This window comes from sulfur-oxidizing endosymbiont of Gigantopelta aegis (assembly GCF_016097415.1).
In the GTDB taxonomy this organism is placed as follows: domain Bacteria; phylum Pseudomonadota; class Gammaproteobacteria; order GRL18; family GRL18; genus GRL18.
Window position 1 is genome coordinate 799223 of the sequence record NZ_JAEHGE010000001.1, and the last position, 13665, is coordinate 812887.

A 13665-nucleotide genomic window follows, 5' to 3' on the forward strand; every position below is an offset into this window, starting at 1 on the left:
TTAAAAGTAAATTGCAATAAATTTTCCGACCACATGGTTGCCGGCTAAAAGTTCTAATTGCTCACCTTTGATTCGATAGGTATCGGTACGGTGTAACATATTCTGTATGTTTTGCTCTAGAAGCATTGCCTGGCATTCAGTTTTGTCGGTGCCTATCGGCTTGGTTACGGGTTTTATTTGCAATGCCACATTGTCATAAGTCACGATGCTGGAAAATTGATGGCAAGCGGAAAAACCAGTGATGACATTTTGTTTGGCGCTGTCTTGTTTGATAATAAAGTGCAGCTCTTTGCTGGCACCGCTTTGTTGGCTTGCTAGCCAGTTTTTATTCCTATCAAGTCGTTCGCCGTTCAATTCAACTAATTTCCAATAAGTGTTGGCTAGCGATGCAGGAGGCACTTCGCCATGACAGCGTTCTTGTTGTGCCAGTGATATGAATTGAGTAACGATAATAACTTCTTCTTGACCATCACCTTCCATTTTTTTACGCAGGCTGAAATGCCCTTTAATTGTCACTAATAATGATTTTCCAGGCATATAAATATTATCAAGATAGGCACGTTCTAAGGTGATGTTGTCTGCTTCCATGGCCACAGGGAAACGCTTTTTTTGACCGCACTCGATAAAGCCTGCGGCATCAGCCATATAGGAATACAGTCCGGTCATTTCTCTGTTATTGTCATTAGCAGGGCTATCGTTTATGGATACGCCATCGGCTGACGCGATTGCAGAAAAAGTAAATAATAAAATAATAATATGGGATAAATAAGTCATGGATTCTATCTTAGAGCAGTTTGCAGACTTGTTCAATAAATTTGGCAATTAACAAATTTATGCTAGACTCATGAGTGATTAGAAGAGATAAACTATAACATTAAGGAAAATAAATTTTGGAAACGAATACTCGATTAGTCAATGAATTCTCACAAGGAGTGAGTGCATTAAAAAATTCAGACTTTTCAAAAGGGGTATTTTACTTTCGGGTAGCACTGAATAAACATAAGCAGAGTAAAGCAGCGGCAGCAAAATGTCTGGCTTATTTAGGCTTACTTGATTACCCACAAAGCTCCGCCATATTTCGATAATTATACTATAATTATACTATAATTAAAGTATAGATTATGTGTGGAGTAGAATGATGTCAAAAAATAAAATTCAGTTTCAAGAAGGTTATAGTTTATTTGAGCTTTTTAATGATTATGGCACTGACAAACAGTGCCGACAAGCCTTATTTAAATGGAAATTTCCTGATGGATTTGTTTGCCCAGAGTGTGGCAATAAGACTTATTGCACTCTAGAACATCGCCATCTTTATCAGTGCCACCATTGTCATCATCAGACATCAGCAACCTGTGGGACAATATTTGATAGTACCAAACTGCCTTTATCTAAGTGGTTTTTAGCGATTCATCTTATGACTCAATTGAAGACAGCGGTTTCAGCATTAGAATTAAAGAGACAGCTTAAGGTAAGCTACAATACAGCCTGGAGTATGAAACAAAAGATCATGCAGGTTATGAAAGAACGTGATGACAGTAAACCTTTATCAGGCATCATTCAAATTGATGATGCCTACTGGGGTGGTGAGCACAGAGGCGGCTCCAGAGGTCGTGGTTCAGAAAATAAAACACCGTTCGTTGCAGCCGTTTCTACTAATGAAGATGGACACCCGATTGCAATGAATTTAAATGTGCTTAAAGGGTTTAAATCCAGTGAAATAAAACGATGGGCACAAACTCATTTAACACCTGGAAGTACTGTTTACTCAGATGGGTTAAATTGTTTTCCTGCGGTTAAAGAAGCTGACTGTAAGCATGTTCCAATCGTCACGGGTGGTGGTGCGGCAAGTGTTGATAAAATTGAGTTTATCTGGGTTAACACTATGATAGGTAATATTAAAAACTCTATGAAGGGAAGCTATCATTCCATTAACTCAAAACATTTACCTCGGTATCTTGCTGAATTTTGTTATCGGTTTAATAGACGCTTTAACTTAAAAGACATGATGCCAAGGTTTTTATGCGTGGCGATGAAAACGCCACCTATGAATGGAAAGCTCCTAAAAATGGCGGAGCTTTATGGGTAATCAAGTAGGCTTATGTGAAGTGCTAGGTGGTCTTGAGGAAAAAATTACTCTGATTGAAAAAGCACATCAAATTAATCCCAAGGATACCAATATATTGCGTGCTCTTGCCTATGCCAGTTTTACCAAGGGTGATCGCAAGCATGGTTTGGCGGCCTTAATTCTAGGACTAAAAATTGAGCCGGAGAATAAAGCGCTGATTATATTTTTTAGATCAAGTGGGCTATCGGCGTAAGCGGGTGATTAACTCATTGCAGCGCACGAATACCCTGAATCAATTTTTTGGTCGTTTTTGCGTAAAGATAAAAAGTCTATGGATGTGGTAAGTGCCTTGCCTATTGCGGCCTAAGATTTGAATACTTCACTTGGAAGCCAGGTTGCCAGTTCAGGCCAATAGGCTAAGGCGACCAGCATCAAAAGCTGAATAATTATAAAAGGAATAATACCCTTATAAATATCCATTGTCTTGACTGTTTTTGGCGCCACTCCGCGCAAATAAAATAATGCAAAACCAAAGGGTGGGGTTAAAAAGAGGTTTGTAAATTAATTGCAATCATAATGCCCAACCATATTGGGTCAACGCCCATAGCCAGTAATATGGGCGCAATAATAGGCACCACCACAAAAGTAATTTCAATAAAGTCCAGAATAAAACCGAGCAAAAACATCACCAGCATTACGATTAAAATGGGTCCAAAAACCCCATCAGGCAGAATGCTTGCGAGCCAGCTATCACTATCATTTTCTGCAATACCTAAGAGAAATTCTTCAATTAATTCATCACCACCATAACCTCTGAATACCAATGAAAAAATGGCGGCGCCAATAAAAATAAAGAAGATCATGCTGGTGACTTTGGTGGTGGAATAAATCACATCACGTAATACTGTGATGGAAAGCTGCTTTTTGCTTATAGCTAATATAATTGCCCCAACGGCACCGACTGCCGCAGCTTCTGTAGGGGTTGCTGCGCCACTTAAAATAGAGCCCAGTACGGCGACAATAAGCAGTAGGGGCGGCAGTAGGGCTTTGAGGGTGCGCAATAAGATGGAGCTACCATCATTATTGGGCTCAATCGTCACCTCAGGGATCAGATCACGGCGAAATATGCCAACGGCGATAATATACAGGATATAACATAAGACTAATAACAGTCCGGGGATTAAAGCACCCACAAATAAGTCCCCCACAGAGAGCGTTTCAGGAGCAAAAATACCCATGTCCAATTGTGCCTGTTGATAAGCGGCAGACAAGACATCACCTAAGAGAATTAAAATAATGGATGGTGGAATAATTTGCCCCAAAGTGCCGGCAGCGCAAATTGTGCCGGTGGCAATGCTGGGATGATAGCCGCGTTTGAGCATAATGGGCAAAGAAAGCATGCCCATGGTGACGACAGTTGCACCTACAATACCTGTGCTGGCTGCCAATAACATCCCCACTAGAATGACTGAAATGCCCAGACCGCCCCGGAAACTACCAAAGAGATCCGCCATTGAGCCTAATAAATCCTCAGCGACTTTAGAGCGCTCCAACATGACTCCCATAAAGACAAATAATGGCACGGCAATCAGGGTTTGATTGGTCATAATGCCATAAATTCGGTTGGGCAAGGCTTGCAGAAAAATGGGGTCAAATATATCCGGCATCAACAGACCAATGGCAGCAAATGCCAGTGCTGTACCTGCCAGTGACAGCGCCACAGGATAGCCGATTAATAATACCAGGCAGACTGCTATGAATAGCAATAGTGGCATGATGACTTCCATGATAGCTCCTATTATAAAATGCTGGAATTCATGCTATCACCCTGCTGACAGTCGTCAGCCGCTGGAGCTTGATTCGAAAGACGTAAATGTTTATTGCTTGAGAAAAGTGCCATTGAATTGTCGAGGATGAGACTAAGGCCTTGCATCAATAGCAATAGGGTCATCAGTAAAATAGTGGCTTTGAGTAGATAAACCCCCGGCAAGCCCCGGCCTCGCCGGATTGCTCTTTCATTGACCAAGAGGCAGCCACATAATCCCAACTGATCCAGGCAATGAAGAGTGTAACGGGCAGGAGTAGAAAAACAGCACCGAGTAAATTAACCCATGCTTTACGGCGTGGCTTCATGTGACAATAAAAAATGTCCACCCGGACATGACCATCTTCTTTGAGGGTGTAGGGAATGCCGATGAGAAACACCAGTGCATACATATAAATAACCGATTCTTGCATGGCGATCCAGCCCATTTCAAAACCATAGCGTAGCACCACGATGGCAAAGGTGGTGAGTACCATGAGTAAAGTTAGCCAAGCGATGCTTTGACCGGCGAACACGGTAATACGTTGCAAATGAGCAGCGATCCGGATAGCAAAAGGCTGTTTTTCCATAGCTTGAGTGGACTGATTTGAATGCTGTTTCATGTGCTTAAAATTGACTGACAAAAATTAATATTTTCACGATGTTGTATTAATAGGCATTTTAACACATCAGGATCTTTATCCAGAGTTAATTCCGCGTCTTTGTGGGATTGGGCGTAAATTAGGCGTGATAACCAGAATCGAAGTGCAGCGGCGCGGAGCATGGGTGACCAGCAAAGTTTTTCTTCAGGCGTGATAGGCCTGAGCTGTTGATAAGCCGTGAACAGTGCCTGAGATTTAGCAAAATCCAGATAGTTTTCACTGGTATCGTTTTCTTTAAGACACCAGTCATTGATTGTGATTGCTAAATCATAGATAAGTGGGGCATTGCAGGCCGTGTAAAAGTCTAAAATACCGCTGAGTTGCTGATGCTCAAAAGGGCATTGTCACGGAATAAATCAGCATGAATTATTCCCTGAGGTAAAGATTGATGTGCTGTGTTGAGTACATATTGTTGCTGAAAAAGTAGTTCATCTTGCAGTAGGCGGGCATCATCTTTAGCCAGTTGACTTAATAGGGTTTTGCCGGTGCTTTGTAGCCAGCCTGCTCCCCAGGCATTTTGTTGAGTGCTTGGAAAATTTTGCCCAATACGGTGAATTTGCGCCAATGCCGTGCCTATTTGCTGGCAATGATGGGCTTTAGGTTTTATGAGACTTTGACCGGGAAGGCACTTAAAGACGGCGACAGGTTTTTCCTGCCAGAAGCCGAGTGCTTGATTCTTTTTGACCTGTTCCGGCACGGGTATGTCATGATTACGAAGAAAGGCCAGTAGCTGTAGGTAAAAGGGCACTTCTTCTGCATTGAAGTGCTCATATATGGTGAGGATATAGTTTGAGGTGTCGGTAATTATTCGATAATTGGTGTTCTCAATGCCATCAGAAATACCTTCATAGTGCTTGATCTCACCCAGTTTATAGGGTGCTAATAATTGCTCTATTTGGATGCGAGACAGTGAGGTGTAAACAGCCATTTACCACTCAAATATTTTCCATTGTTGCACGGTGGTTTCACTGAGTTCACGATTGGAACGTGTTTCTAATGAGCCATCACCATCGGTATCATAGAAGAAATAAGCAGGGCCACTACTTGGAATGACTTTGACTTTATAGACCACACCATTGACGCTATGGGTTTCAATGGTTTTGTCATCACGTTTAATGATATTAATATCAACGTTTTCCAGAGGGTTGACCTTGTCATCATCCGGCTTAAGCTTTTTTCTTCATTGCTGGCATCAGCTTCTCCGGCAGCAAAAACTGCACTGCTGAAAGTAAAGAGTGATGTCATCAAAAGCGCATTGATAAACAACAGAAAAGTATTTTTAGTCATTGAAAGTCCTCATTATCAATTATTGCATCGCGGATTAAAACGCTTAGGCGTTTATAAGTCCAGCATTATTTCATGTTCTTCTGCCGACATATCAAAGCAGCGGTATTCGTAATGGTTAAAAATGGCATCGACAATGGCCAGTGGATCGTCAATGACCTGAATCAGCGATAAATCGTCCTGACTGATAGTGCCGGCATTGACCAGCGATTTTTAAACCAGTCCAATAAGCCGGACCAGAACTCAGTGCCGACTAAAATAATTGGAATTTTGCGTGTTTTACCCGTTTGTACCAAGGTGAGTATTTCTGCAAATTCGTCTAGTGTACCAAAACCACCGGGCATAACAACGTATGCGGTTGCATATCAGCAAAACTCGGTGAAGTAACTTATTCTTATGAATTAAGCTGAAAACAGCATTTTTTGTTTGCCTGATGCTTTTTAAAATTTTTTTTGTTCTTTCTTTCTAAATAGCAGGCACGGGAGATGCTGCGTTTAATCGACGCATTTTCCCTAAAATAGGTTTATTTTCTTATTTTTACAGGTCTCATCTCCTCATAATCGTCTCTGTACAATAAAAAATCCATTAAATGTTCCCAGGAGTCCATCACAAAAAGGTAATAACCCCTCTGAACTTTTCCCACATTAATTTTTTAGAGCCAAACTTTTTACGACAAGCTTGATAAGCCCCATCGGTTAATTCAAAAATTTGATGGAAATAAAAAGCCAGCAAGGTTAACAGATACATATTAAAGCTCAGGTGCTTCTTCCCATGACCATAATTATGCTCAATGTGATAGCCTTGGTTCTTTAATGTGTTGAAACATTCGTTTTCTATTTTCCAACGACATCGACCCGCCTGGGTCATTGTTTGAATATTATGTTCACTGATCTTTATGTCGGTGACCCAGCTATTTCGGTAGATAATTTTCCCTGCGGTATTGGTGAGGGTATATTCAAAAAGTTAACTTCAATGGCATTTTTTCGCCATGTAAAGGGACATTATTTTTCCATCGATAATGATGTTGGTGCCCTTTTTCGTCAATCCAGTCCATTGATGGGAGTTCAGAAAATGCTTCAAGCCATTCAAATAAATATGTGTGATCACCAGGTTTGGCAACCAATAAATAATGCATCATTTCTTCAATTATATCTTCTATCATAGGTTGATGTGACATCAAACCATCACCACAAATCATAAATCCTTGTCTTGGATGTGCTTTTTTTAGATTGGCATAAAACGTTTGGCTGCATTACTTTCACAATCCTGTTTTTTGTACCATCCGTATTTTGTATTGCTTCAGGCATGACAGGGAGCACTTGTTTTTTATCGGGGTGCATAATGGCACCTTGTAAAACAGCATGACTGTAGGTTATTTCACCCGTTCTATGTTCTTTATGAAGACAACAGTCACAATGGATTTGCTTAGAGGAATAATATTGCGTGCCATCAATAACACAAAGCAATGTGTTGGGTAATATGGCATACTCTTCAAGATGCTTATGTCGTCTGAGTCGTTCAAATAAATCTTTAAATGCAGGTGCAAATGTTTTAGAGGGTATGAGATCCAAAATGTCTCTTAGTTGACTATTTTTAGGAATTTTTTCAACATTAAAAAGAGTGCGTAAATTATTTTGATTCTGTTCCTCTTCCATCTGTTTCTGAAATTCACTTAAAGAGGGATCTTGAAAATACATGCAGGCAAAAGCACTCATAAGCACATCATGTTGACTGTAATCACACTTTCCTTGTACTCGGCTATCTTTGATTGCATGAAAGTGCAATGAGATGGCCTGTTTCAGGGCAGAAAAACTTAAATGTTTTTTTTGCTGACTTAAAGAGGCCAAAATTCACAGTACCAAGCATATAAAAGGGAAATATTTTTTAACATGAAGTCATTCAACCAATTGAAAAACAAGAGTTTGATCTCTTGTTTCTCAAAATGCAAGCTTTTTATTCGATTTTTTTAATTTTGCTAAAGTTACTGCGAAAAGTTTTTTTATTTCTGCTTGGTAAGTACCACTACAACTCAATTGTTCATCTCAGCGAGAATTGCTGGTTGCATATTTGACAAACATCACCTTGCGGGAGAAAAAATGCTTAAATGATAAGGAAATATCCTGGTAGGGGTTGGGGGTTTGTTCGCGGGGTAGCTCAATGTTAAGGCCAATACTTTCTGATTTGCCCGCCTGCCCGCCCTTGTTGGCGGCCTCCATAATGCCGGGACCACCGCCACTGACAATTGAAAATCCCGCATTGGATAAGAGTAGGGCAATTTCTTCTGCCAAGAGATAATCTGGGTGATCTTTGGGGGTGCGGGCTGAGCCAAAGATGCTGACGGAAGGCTTTATTTGTGACAATTGCTCAAAGCCATTGACAAATTCAGACATAATTTGAAACACGCGCCAAGTCTCACTATTCAATGAGGGCTCTTTTAGGGGGATAAATGAGGGGTCGCGTGAGTTGGATTTATTCATAATCGAAATTATTTTTTCCTGAACATGTAAAAAAGGGGTCTGACTATTATTGTAGTCAATTATGCTGAATAATTCATGGTGGGTTATTATTTGCAAATTGAGTCATTTAAGAAAGAATCCATTCTTATGTTGTTAATGTATTACTATAGTTATTATTCGTAAGTATTTAAAAAACAAGATCTATGTCAATATTATTGCTTACATGCATAGACATCTGGTTGAAAGTTTGTCAGAATCATCTGACGCGTTTTCGGAATATTTCTAGGGTTTATACTATAAAAGTGGTCAATGTTTAAATTATCAGTACGTCAAAAAATAATTCTAGCTTTTTTTATTCCTGCGCTCACCGCTGCGGGAGTTGTAATTAGTTTTCTTTATTTCCAATTTATACTGCCTCTTAATGATACTGATGCTAGCTCTTATGTCATTCCTGATATTAATACTCATTGGGATTCATTTATGGAGTTGTCGATACTTGTTGTTTTGCTCTTCTTAGGACTTTGTTTGCCGGGGATTTATATGGTAGAAAAAATGACTAAGAAATGGGGCTCTACTCATCAATCGTTGCACTTGATGCAAAACTTTGATGACTTGACCGGTTTGGCTAATCGACATTTATTCATCGAACGCTTTACTGATGAACTGCATCGAGCACAGCAGGATGGTAGTCGAGTTGCCTTGCTATTAATTGATCTGGATCGTTTTAAACATGTGAATGACTCATTAGGGCATGCTCTGGGTGATGCTTTACTCAAAGAAGCGGCTAGACGTTTGCAATACAATTTAGCCGAGTCAGACATCATTTCCCGTTTAGGGGGAGATGAATTTGCGGTCGTGATAGCGGATGTCCTGAATCAGGAAAGCATTGAAAATACAGTCTATAAATTACTGGAATGTCTATCAGAGACATTTTTCTTAGGCGAACATAATGTTTTTGTGTCCGCCAGCATTGGCATTACTCTTTATCCCGATCATGGTGATAGCAGCGAGATATTAATTCGTCATGCCGATAGCGCCATGTACCGTGCTAAAGATGACGGCAGAAATGGTTTTTATTTTTACACCCTGGACATGGATGCAGAAGCACAGGCACGTAGAATTTTAGAAAACGATCTGCATAAGGCCTTGGAAAATGGTGAATTATCCGTTCACTATCAACCGATAATGCATAGAAATAGTGATGTCATGAGCAGTGCTGAGGCCTTAGTGCGTTGGAATCATCCACAAAAAGGACTCATCTCACCCATTGACTTTATACCCCTTGCCGAAGAGGTCGGGCTTATTTTACCCATGGGTGAATGGATTTTACGTGAAGCTTGTAAAGAAGCGTCTGGTTGGGCAAAAATATCCACCCATGCACCCGCAGTGACGGTTAATATGTCTAGTTGTCAGTTTCAAAAACAGGATGTGCCTGCTATGGTGCAATTGGCTTTGGCAGAAACAGGCTTGGATGCACATCGCCTGATATTGGAGATCACTGAAAGTCTGCTGGTCGATGATAATAAACAAACCATGAATCAATTACAGCAAATCCGTTCGTTGGGTGTGGGTTTGTCCATTGATGATTTTGGTACTGGTTATTCTTCCTTAAGCTATTTAAAAAAATTTCCCATCAACACCCTAAAAATTGACCGCTCCTTTATTGCTGAATTGCCCAATAATAAAGAAAATGCAGCCTTGGTTGATGCCATTCTTGCCATGGCCAAAAGCCTGCACTTAAATGTGGTAGCCGAAGGCGTTGAAGAACCTGAACAAGCGGCGTTTTTGCAGTCCAGACATTGCCAGTATTTGCAGGGCTTTCTCTATAGCCAGCCACTGACGAAAACAGAATTTATTGAATTTTTATCCAATGAGGTAAGGCTACAAGATATCGTTTAAAACAATTGTTTAACGCCACTCTATTTATTCTGCATTAATTTTCTACAATTCGCCATTTGCTTCCCATTTGGCAGTATAATCCTAGCCCTTAAAGAAAATTAAACACTAAAATAATCATTCCAAGGATTTAAGTATTATGCCCGGTTCAGTCGAAACCAAAGCCCAAACTTTGTCAGATAGCACCACCGATAAGCAATTGATTCTGGTCGATGGCTCCTCCTATCTGTACCGTGCTTTTCATGCCATGCCGGGTTTAAATAACTCCAAAGGCATGCCAACCGGGGCTGTTTATGGCGTGGTGAATATGCTCAAACGCTTGCGCAATGACTACCCTACCCAGCGTGTGGCAATGATTTTTGATGCCAAGGGCAAAACCTTCCGTGATGATATGTTTCCTGAATACAAGGCTAATCGGGCTTCCATGCCGGATGATCTACGTTGTCAGATAGAGCCATTGCATGACGTTATTCGCGCTTTGGGATTTCCCTTGATTGCCATTTCCGGGGTTGAGGCCGATGATGTAATCGGTACTTTAGCGGTACAAGCAGCCGAGCAGGGGCTTGAAGTGGTGGTGTCAACTGGTGATAAGGATATGGCGCAACTGGTGAATGAAAAAGTGTCTTTAGTGGACACCATGAAAAATCAAGTAATGGATATTGAGGGAGTGAAGACAAAATTTGGTGTCACACCCGAGCAGATTAAAGATTATTTATCCCTCATCGGTGATACCTCGGATAATATCCCCGGCGTGGATAAAGTGGGTCCGAAAACGGCGGTTAAATGGCTGCAACAATATGATAGTGTTGCCAATATTATTGAACATGCGGATGAATTTAAGGGCAAAGTGGGAGAAAACCTACGCAACTCTTTAGAGCAACTCAAACTGTCCTATGAATTAGTGACCATAAAACTCGATGTGGAAATGGATGAAACCGTTGAGCAGCTGATCATGGCCGAACCGGATCAGGAAAAACTCAAAGCACTCTATAGTGAGCTAGAATTTAAAAGCTGGTTATCACAAATACTCAGCAAAGAATTTGTTGGCACCCAACAGGATATGCTGGATGATGCTGACAGTGATAGCGTACAAAATAGTGTTAAGGGAGATTATACCTGTATTACTGATTGGGACACCTTTGCGCTTTGGGAACAGCAATTACAACAGGCTGAACTCATTGCCTTTGATACAGAAACCACCTCATTGGATTATATGCAAGCAGAAATCGTCGGCGTTTCCTTTGCCGTAGAGACAGGAAAAGCGGCTTATATTCCGCTGATCCACAAAGATGTCGAAGCCCCCGAACAACTCGATCGCAGTGAAGTGCTTGCCCGTTTAAAGCCCTTACTTGAAGACCCAGATAAACTCAAAGTAGGTCAGAACCTGAAATACGATCGCAATGTTTTGCTCAATCATGGCATCGACTTGCAAGGCATTGCCTTTGATACCATGCTAGAGTCCTATGTGTTGGATAGCACCGCTACCCGCCATAATATGGATGCCTTAGCACTAAAATATCTCAGTTATCAAACCACAAAATATGAAGACATTGCTGGCAAAGGCGTCAAACAACTGCGTTTTGATGATGTGCCTGTTGCCCAAGCCGCACCCTATGCCGCAGAAGATGCCGATATTACCCTGCGATTACATGAGACTTTGTGGCCAAAATTACAAGCACAAGAAGGCCTGAAAAGTTTGTTTTGTGAAGTCGAATTACCGCTGCTGAAGGTCTTGTCTCATATTGAACGCAATGGTGTGTTGATTGATGCCGACTTATTGCACCAACAAAGTCAGGACATTGCTGAACAACTTAAGAAAATTGAAACAGCAGCCTTTGAACTGGCGGGTGATGCCTTTAATATGGCCTCGCCGAAACAAATTCAGCACATTTTATTTGAAAAAATGGCGCTACCGATCATCTCCAAAACCCCTAAAGGACAGCCATCGACAGCAGAATCTGTCTTACAAGAGCTGGCCTTAGATTATCCCATGCCCAAGTTGATTCTAGAGCATCGTTCATTAGCCAAATTGAAATCAACCTATACTGACAAATTACCCAAGCAGATTGATAGCAATAGTGGTCGGGTGCATACCTCCTATAATCAAGCTGTTGCCGTGACGGGTCGATTATCATCCACTGAACCTAATTTGCAGAATATTCCCATCCGCACCGCACAAGGCCGTCAAGTGCGACAGGCTTTTATTGCTCCCCAAGGTAAAAAAATAGTGGCGGCTGATTATTCGCAAATTGAATTACGCATCATGGCACATTTATCACAGGATAAGGGCTTATTAAGCGCTTTTGAACAAGGACTTGACGTACATAAAGCCACCGCCGCTGAAGTCTTTGGTGTCGATTTAGAAAGCGTCAGCACCGAACAGCGCCGCAGTGCCAAGGCTATTAACTTTGGTCTGATTTATGGCATGTCTGCTTTTGGCCTAGCAAAACAACTCGATATCACCCGTAAGGATGCTCAGGGTTATATCGACTTATATTTTGCGCGTTATCCCGGTGTTAAAGACTATATGGATAGAATGCGTGAACTCGCCAAGGAACAAGGCTTTGTGGAAACCGTGTTTGGGCGCCGATTATATATTCCAGAAATCAACTCCCGCAATGGACAGCGCCGTCAATACGCCGAGCGCACCGCCATCAATGCACCCATGCAAGGCAGTGCTGCCGATATTATTAAACGCGCCATGTTTGCTATGTATCAATGGCTGATGACCGAGGCGATTCCGGGACAGCCTTTTGATGGCGTATTGATGACTATGCAAGTACATGATGAACTGGTTTTTGAAGTGCCGGAAGATTTACTGGATAGTGCTGTGGCAAAAATAACAGGCATTATGAGTGATGCAGCAGAGTTGGCTGTGCCATTAATTGTCGAAGCAGGTATTGGTGATAATTGGGATGAAGCGCATTAATATATGATGTGTAGAGGTAGGGTGCTGCTGAGGTACGAAGCGCAGCATCAGCAGCATAAACTGAATATCAAAGTGAGTATTTAACCAGAATTCAGGTTAATTAACCTCCTGCCTACTGAAGTTGAAACTCATCAGCTACTTCATCCCAAACAAAAACACTTCCTATTGCTTGTCTACCCGCAGCAGGTGGATTGTTTTCCATCTCTTGCATCAGTCCGGCAACGGTTTGTTGTGATGACATATTAAAATCAGCCGGGTTAACATACTCCTCATAGCTTGCATTCCAGACTTCTTTGCCAGTGTCGGCAATATATTGAGGAGTTTGTGTTTGTATCATGACCTCGGCGATGGGAAAGACATCACCGATGTCGGGGTCGCCATAAACAGCGTCAGATTCAGCATTGGCATTAAATGCAATTGTGATGCTGGCGGCGAAAAGTAAAGTTGTTAAAGTTTTCATGATATTATCCTTTGCTTAGATTGTGTGGTTAGAATGTCTTAATCTTTTTTAATTAAGTATGAATCTAGTTTAAGGAAAGTTTGTCGCTTCGTCTGTGCGTAATGATACG

The 13665-nt window shown here is 41.3% G+C and carries 12 protein-coding genes and 4 pseudogenes; 5 read left to right on the forward strand and 11 right to left on the reverse strand.

The features are described from left to right. Positions 1 to 810 carry an META domain-containing protein gene (locus JEU79_RS04065; RefSeq protein ID WP_198263074.1) on the reverse strand — a complete coding sequence of 270 codons (810 nt, stop codon included), beginning with the start codon at positions 808 to 810 and terminating at the stop codon, positions 1 to 3. A gap of 328 nt (positions 811 to 1138) precedes the next feature. Here JEU79_RS04065 and JEU79_RS04070 point away from each other — a divergent pair, with 328 nt between their 5' ends. Both JEU79_RS04070 and JEU79_RS04075 read left to right on the forward strand, forming a co-directional pair. Beyond that, positions 1139 to 2086 carry an IS1595 family transposase gene (locus JEU79_RS04070; RefSeq protein WP_198262526.1) on the forward strand — a complete coding sequence of 316 codons (948 nt, stop codon included), beginning with the start codon at positions 1139 to 1141 and terminating at the stop codon, positions 2084 to 2086. Beyond that, positions 2079 to 2318 carry a tetratricopeptide repeat protein gene (locus JEU79_RS04075; RefSeq protein ID WP_198263075.1) on the forward strand — a complete coding sequence of 80 codons (240 nt, stop codon included), beginning with the start codon at positions 2079 to 2081 and terminating at the stop codon, positions 2316 to 2318. Before JEU79_RS04070 ends, JEU79_RS04075 begins: the two co-directional genes overlap by 8 nt. A 110-nt stretch (positions 2319 to 2428) precedes the next feature. On the opposite strand, the pseudogene JEU79_RS04080 reads toward JEU79_RS04075, so the two are convergent. From JEU79_RS04080 to JEU79_RS04100, 4 genes and pseudogenes are all read right to left on the reverse strand, one after another. Then, positions 2429 to 3852, reverse strand: a pseudogene (locus JEU79_RS04080) (TRAP transporter large permease). Between the two features lie 163 nt (positions 3853 to 4015). After that, positions 4016 to 4492, reverse strand: a complete 477-nt coding sequence (locus JEU79_RS04085) for a TRAP transporter small permease subunit (RefSeq protein ID WP_343074935.1) — start codon at positions 4490 to 4492, stop codon at positions 4016 to 4018. Further along, positions 4489 to 5459 (reverse strand): annotated as a pseudogene (locus tag JEU79_RS28310) (homoserine kinase). Before JEU79_RS28310 ends, JEU79_RS04085 begins: the two are co-directional and overlap by 4 nt. Then, positions 5460 to 5672: a DUF2782 domain-containing protein gene (locus JEU79_RS04100; protein ID WP_198265853.1), complete on the reverse strand. Its 213-nt coding sequence runs from the start codon at positions 5670 to 5672 to the stop codon at positions 5460 to 5462. Here JEU79_RS04100 and JEU79_RS04105 point away from each other — a divergent pair. Next, positions 5616 to 5930: a hypothetical protein gene (locus JEU79_RS04105; protein WP_198266123.1), complete on the forward strand. Its 315-nt coding sequence runs from the start codon at positions 5616 to 5618 to the stop codon at positions 5928 to 5930. The two genes, JEU79_RS04100 and JEU79_RS04105, sit on opposite strands and share 57 nt — an antisense overlap. Here the strand turns inward: JEU79_RS04105 and JEU79_RS04110 are convergent. The 5 genes and pseudogenes from JEU79_RS04110 to JEU79_RS04130 form a co-directional block, all read right to left on the reverse strand. Beyond that, positions 5870 to 6180 (reverse strand): annotated as a pseudogene (locus JEU79_RS04110) (LOG family protein); the annotation flags it as partial. The gene JEU79_RS04105 and the pseudogene JEU79_RS04110 overlap by 61 nt on opposite strands. A gap of 241 nt (positions 6181 to 6421) precedes the next feature. Then, positions 6422 to 6682: a hypothetical protein gene (locus JEU79_RS04115; RefSeq protein ID WP_198263077.1), complete on the reverse strand. Its 261-nt coding sequence runs from the start codon at positions 6680 to 6682 to the stop codon at positions 6422 to 6424. A gap of 88 nt (positions 6683 to 6770) precedes the next feature. Then, a complete protein-coding gene (locus tag JEU79_RS04120; RefSeq protein WP_198262510.1) occupies positions 6771 to 7013 on the reverse strand; it encodes a hypothetical protein in 243 nt (80 codons plus the stop codon). Then, entirely contained in the window at positions 7000 to 7662 is a 663-nt protein-coding gene (locus tag JEU79_RS04125; RefSeq protein WP_198263078.1) for a transposase family protein, read from the reverse strand. The genes JEU79_RS04120 and JEU79_RS04125 overlap by 14 nt, the downstream gene beginning before the upstream one ends. Before the next feature lie 207 nt (positions 7663 to 7869). Then, positions 7870 to 8292, reverse strand: a pseudogene (locus tag JEU79_RS04130) (LOG family protein); the annotation flags it as partial. Positions 8293 to 8580: 288 nt separating this feature from the next. Between JEU79_RS04130 and JEU79_RS04135 the strand changes: the two are divergent. After that, positions 8581 to 10170: a putative bifunctional diguanylate cyclase/phosphodiesterase gene (locus JEU79_RS04135; RefSeq protein ID WP_198263080.1), complete on the forward strand. Its 1590-nt coding sequence runs from the start codon at positions 8581 to 8583 to the stop codon at positions 10168 to 10170. Positions 10171 to 10306: 136 nt separating this feature from the next. Further along, complete coding sequence (polA, locus tag JEU79_RS04140; protein WP_198263081.1) at positions 10307 to 13096, forward strand: DNA polymerase I; 2790 nt, start codon at positions 10307 to 10309, stop codon at positions 13094 to 13096. Between the two features lie 112 nt (positions 13097 to 13208). Here polA and JEU79_RS04145 read toward each other — a convergent pair whose 3' ends face one another. Next, entirely contained in the window at positions 13209 to 13556 is a 348-nt protein-coding gene (locus JEU79_RS04145; protein ID WP_198263082.1) for a hypothetical protein, read from the reverse strand. Positions 13557 to 13665: the final 109 nt, after the last annotated feature.